The 5,000-nt window shown below is 55.2% G+C and carries 2 protein-coding genes, 2 tRNA genes and 2 rRNA genes (2 of these 6 cut by a window edge); all 6 read left to right on the forward strand.

What is annotated here, in order from left to right; all coding sequences use genetic code 11:
• A protein-coding gene (locus tag RPMA_RS04135) for an amidohydrolase family protein (protein ID WP_211911661.1) crosses the window boundary here: on the forward strand, positions 1 to 713 show its 3' portion. The gene continues 682 nt to the left of window position 1, outside the view; only the last 713 of its 1,395 coding nucleotides appear in the window; the start codon falls outside the window, past its left edge; it ends in the stop codon at positions 711 to 713.
• 124 nt (positions 714 to 837) lie between these two features.
• Positions 838 to 1,392: a hypothetical protein gene (locus tag RPMA_RS04140; protein ID WP_211911662.1), complete on the forward strand. Its 555-nt coding sequence runs from the start codon at positions 838 to 840 to the stop codon at positions 1,390 to 1,392.
• An 892-nt stretch (positions 1,393 to 2,284) separates the two neighbouring features.
• Positions 2,285 to 3,769, forward strand: a 16S ribosomal RNA gene (locus RPMA_RS04145).
• Positions 3,770 to 3,980: 211 nt separating this feature from the next.
• Positions 3,981 to 4,057: transfer RNA gene (locus RPMA_RS04150), tRNA-Ile, on the forward strand.
• A gap of 93 nt (positions 4,058 to 4,150) precedes the next feature.
• Positions 4,151 to 4,226, forward strand: a tRNA-Ala gene (locus RPMA_RS04155).
• 467 nt (positions 4,227 to 4,693) lie between these two features.
• A 23S ribosomal RNA gene (locus RPMA_RS04160) occupies positions 4,694 to 5,000 on the forward strand (it continues 2,511 nt past the right edge of the window).
• The 16S and 23S rRNA genes sit together here with 2 tRNA genes alongside, the layout of an rRNA operon.

The following is a 5,000-nucleotide window of genomic DNA, read 5'->3' on the forward strand; positions in this document are numbered from 1 at the left end:
CCGTCGCCTGGCGTGGCGAATGGGCGGCGGCGCGTGAATTCAAGCTGCCGATCACCAGCCATATCGCCTCCGATCGCGCAGCTGCTGCGATGGGCGGAATCCTCACGCTTCACCGCGAAGGAATGCTGGGGCCGGACGTGTTGCTGGTTCATGCCACGCATGCGAGCCCGTCCGATTTGCGGCTGCTGGCGGAGACAAAATCGCCGCTGTCGATCAGCCCTTGGACCGAACTCGAAGTCGGCTATGGCCTGCCGCCATTGGCGCAGATGATGGATGCACGCGTGCCGATGAGCCTGTCGGTGGACAATATGGTGCTCGCCGGCAATGCCGACATGTTCGGTGTGATGCGGGTGACCGCGGATCTCGCCGCCGGCATGGCGGAGAAGCAGGGCGCGTTGTCGGATCGGATGGCACTGCAATGGGCCACCATGGGAGGCGCCGAGGCGCTCGGTCTCGGCAAAATTGTAGGCAGTCTCACCGTCGGCAAACGCGCGGATCTCATCGCGGTGCGGATGGACAGCCTCAACACCAGCCCTGTGAAGAACGTGGATTTCCTGCTGACCCATGCGGCGCGCCCGAATGATGTCGACTTCGTCATGATCGATGGCGTGGTTCACAAGGAGAGTGGACGTCACAGCCGCATTGATGTGCCCGCATTGCTGGCCGAATCTGCCGACATGATCCGGCGATTGCGTATCCAGGCCGACATCTAGATCGCTGCGAGATTTCGGGAGACCTTGAGGGCAATCGCGCAGCCCACAAAATATTACCTCAGTCTCTGAACTATCCCTGCGCGTGAACGACTCACCGAGAACGCAACTCTCGGGGATGCTTTAAATGAAGTCTTTTGCGCGTTTCTTCGCAATGTCCGCTCTCGCCGTTTCCTCTTTCGTGATTTGTCCCGGCGGGATCGTTCTGGCTCAGCCGGCGAAACAGCAGGCAACGGCAGGCAAGCAGATCGCGCTGACTGAAAAGCAGATCGAGTCATTGCTGGCGGCGCATAAGGACATTGATAGTTTTACGGCCAAGGTTGCGCCATCGTCTTCCATCGCGCAGGCGAATGCGAGCGTTGTGACGCAGCTGAATGATGTGGTGAAGAAGCACGGCTTCGCGGATTATGCCGATTACAGCATCGTGCAGGACAATATCGGTCTGGTGATGGCCGGGATCGATCCGAAGACGAAGTCCTATGTCGGCCCGGAAGCGTATTTCAAACAGAAGATCGCTGCCGTTCAGGCGGACAAGACCATGTCGGCCGAGGACAAGAAAGAAGCGCTGGACGATCTGCAGGCCAGCATGAAGTCGCCACTGCCGCCCATCGAGCACAAGGGAAATATCGCGCTCGTTATCAGGCATTTCGACAAGCTGTTGCCGCTGCTCAAGGACGAGTGAAGCGAACGGGTATCCCGGATCGCGTTCTCATCATCGCGATGCAGCGATAAATCCCCCGCGCTGCAAAAAAGTTTTCGCGCATACGCGCCGATCACGCCGCTTTCCACATCGCAGACATCGCGGAAACCGCTGCGCTGCAAGCGAATCTCGTGACTCGTCGCGCATGAATCTGGTGCGACAAGTTTCTGACGATTCAGCGTTGACAGTTTCGGGAGCCACCCCCTATAAGACGGCCACTGAGCGCGGCGGCGCCGGGGCCAACGGCCCGGGGCGCAAAGCACGCTCGGTAAGCTCCTTCACTTCGAAGTGTGCATCAACAATCGGTCAGTTGCCGGTTGTTGTTTCTGCGTCGTGTAAGGGTGTGAGGCTTCTAGGAATGGAGGCATCACGGGCTTCCTTCTTCAGAAAGATCGCTGATCGGTCGGATGACAGGTTGGTGAAAAATTCTGAAAAAAGAGGTTGCTTCCTTCCGACGGAAGGTCTACTGGTTCGCTCCCTTCGGGGCGCTGGCATCCACGAGATGCCGACCTGTTAGGTCTCACATCGGATAGATCTTCTGCGGAAGATCAAAGATCGAGATTTTCTCCTCGCCAGAGGAGGTGACACTTTGATGTGTCGGGCTGTTTGACAAGTTGAGAAGAAGAAAGAGAAACGTGGACGGCGGAGTCCTTGCGGGTCTTGGTTCTGAAGCATTCGGCGCGAGCTGGTGTTGAAGGGCAGAGACCGGACGAAAGACTTCGGCGGCACTACGTTTTTTACAAGGAAACACCATCGCTGTTTTTGCGCTGTGAAGCGCGGACGGCATGTCGGTTAAGGCTTCGGCTTTGATTGACGTAGAATGGTGGGATCCTCGTCAAACGTTGTGATTATGCCGGTTCAAAAGTTTCAAGTCCAACTTGAGAGTTTGATCCTGGCTCAGAGCGAACGCTGGCGGCAGGCTTAACACATGCAAGTCGAACGGGCACTTCGGTGTCAGTGGCAGACGGGTGAGTAACACGTGGGAACGTACCTCTTGGTTCGGAACAACACAGGGAAACTTGTGCTAATACCGGATAAGCCCTTACGGGGAAAGATTTATCGCCGAGAGATCGGCCCGCGTCTGATTAGCTAGTTGGTAGGGTAACGGCCTACCAAGGCGACGATCAGTAGCTGGTCTGAGAGGATGATCAGCCACATTGGGACTGAGACACGGCCCAAACTCCTACGGGAGGCAGCAGTGGGGAATATTGGACAATGGGGGCAACCCTGATCCAGCCATGCCGCGTGAGTGATGAAGGCCCTAGGGTTGTAAAGCTCTTTTGTGCGGGAAGATAATGACGGTACCGCAAGAATAAGCCCCGGCTAACTTCGTGCCAGCAGCCGCGGTAATACGAAGGGGGCTAGCGTTGCTCGGAATCACTGGGCGTAAAGGGTGCGTAGGCGGGTTTTTAAGTCAGAGGTGAAATCCTGGAGCTCAACTCCAGAACTGCCTTTGATACTGGGAATCTTGAGTATGGAAGAGGTGAGTGGAACTGCGAGTGTAGAGGTGAAATTCGTAGATATTCGCAAGAACACCAGTGGCGAAGGCGGCTCACTGGTCCATAACTGACGCTGAGGCACGAAAGCGTGGGGAGCAAACAGGATTAGATACCCTGGTAGTCCACGCCGTAAACGATGAATGCCAGCCGTTCGTGGGTTTACTCACAAGTGGCGCAGCTAACGCTTTAAGCATTCCGCCTGGGGAGTACGGTCGCAAGATTAAAACTCAAAGGAATTGACGGGGGCCCGCACAAGCGGTGGAGCATGTGGTTTAATTCGACGCAACGCGCAGAACCTTACCAGCCCTTGACATGTCCAGGACCGGCACCAGAGATGGAGCCTTCTCTTCGGAGCCTGGAGCACAGGTGCTGCATGGCTGTCGTCAGCTCGTGTCGTGAGATGTTGGGTTAAGTCCCGCAACGAGCGCAACCCCCGTCTTTAGTTGCTACCATTTAGTTGAGCACTCTAAAGAGACTGCCGGTGATAAGCCGCGAGGAAGGTGGGGATGACGTCAAGTCCTCATGGCCCTTACGGGCTGGGCTACACACGTGCTACAATGGCGGTGACAATGGGATGCTAAGGGGCGACCCCTCGCAAATCTCAAAAAGCCGTCTCAGTTCGGATTGGGCTCTGCAACTCGAGCCCATGAAGTTGGAATCGCTAGTAATCGTGGATCAGCATGCCACGGTGAATACGTTCCCGGGCCTTGTACACACCGCCCGTCACACCATGGGAGTTGGTTCTACCTGAAGGCAGTGCGCTAACCGCAAGGGGGCAGCTGACCACGGTAGGGTCAGCGACTGGGGTGAAGTCGTAACAAGGTAGCCGTAGGGGAACCTGCGGCTGGATCACCTCCTTTCTAAGGATGGGTCTTCAACAGCTTGCTGTTATCGACCTGTTTTAAGAAACATCAGTGGCCAGACATTGGATCAATGTTTGAGCTGCATTGGCGGGACACCGCCGTCTTCGTTTCTCTTTCTTCGCGGACGAACACACGCTGGGGCGTGCTCGTGACGCTTACAGTCGGTCGCAAGGTCGTGCTGAGCGCAGAGTTTTGCCCTTTGTTGTTAGGGCTTGTAGCTCAGTTGGTTAGAGCGCGCGCTTGATAAGCGTGAGGTCGGAAGTTCAAGTCTTCCCAGGCCCACCATATTTGCGCGCTTCGATCTTTGAAGCTGCTGCTCGTGTCGACATCGCATCTGCAAAACATTGGTTCTCAATGTTGAGCATTCGTCTCTGGAACGGGGGCATAGCTCAGCTGGGAGAGCGCGTGCTTTGCAAGCATGAGGTCGTCGGTTCGATCCCGTCTGCCTCCACCAGAAACGGTTTGAGGTTCGGGACTAACAAAACAATCAAACATCTTCGACTGAAGGTAAGTGTGTTCGCAGTGAGCGCCAATATGGGCAGCTCCTGATAGGTCCGCATACAACTTCGCTTCGGTCTCTTCGTGAGGTCGATGGCGGGATTTATGACATCGTATAGAGGAAATCGATCCGAACAGGATCCTGGAGCTTAGGCTTGAGGATTGCTGTGTAATCTCCCGGATCAAGGGTGAACGTCTGCATCGCAGGCTTCCACTGCTTGATCCGTTCTGCTGAAGCTTGACCGCCTCGGCATCGGTTCGATTTTGAGAAGCAAATAACTGGTCTTTCTAAATCATATCCAGCTGCTTGAAGTTCGTGATGCTTGACCGCGTCGCGGGCGGATCTGTGCTTCCAACTATGTTGGTCGGTACAGGCAGCTTGCAGCAAACTCTGCCGAGTGTGTGGATATTGATAATGAGAGCAATCAAGTGTCTTAAGGGTATTCGGTGGATGCCTTGGCAATGAGAGGCGATGAAGGACGTGCTACGCTGCGATAAGCTATGGGGAGCCGCGAAGAGGCTTTGATCCATAGATTTCCGAATGGGGAAACCCACCTTCGATAGCCGAAACTCTAAGGTCGCATTGACGCAAGTCGGTGTGAGCTTGGATTTTCGGTTATCAGTTGAAGGTATGAGACTCCTGAATACATAGGGGGTTTTAAGCGAACCCGGGGAACTGAAACATCTAAGTACCCGGAGGAAAGGACATCAACAGAGACTCCGTTAGTAG

It is taken from the genome of Tardiphaga alba (assembly GCF_018279705.1).
Classification (GTDB): Bacteria; Pseudomonadota; Alphaproteobacteria; order Rhizobiales; family Xanthobacteraceae; genus Tardiphaga; species Tardiphaga alba.

What these genes read in the sequence shown, in the direction of transcription:
- RPMA_RS04140 (WP_211911662.1), top strand. Translation starts at nt 838, where the DNA reads ATGAAGTCTTTTGCGCGTTTCTTCGCAATGTCCGCTCTCGCCGTTTCC.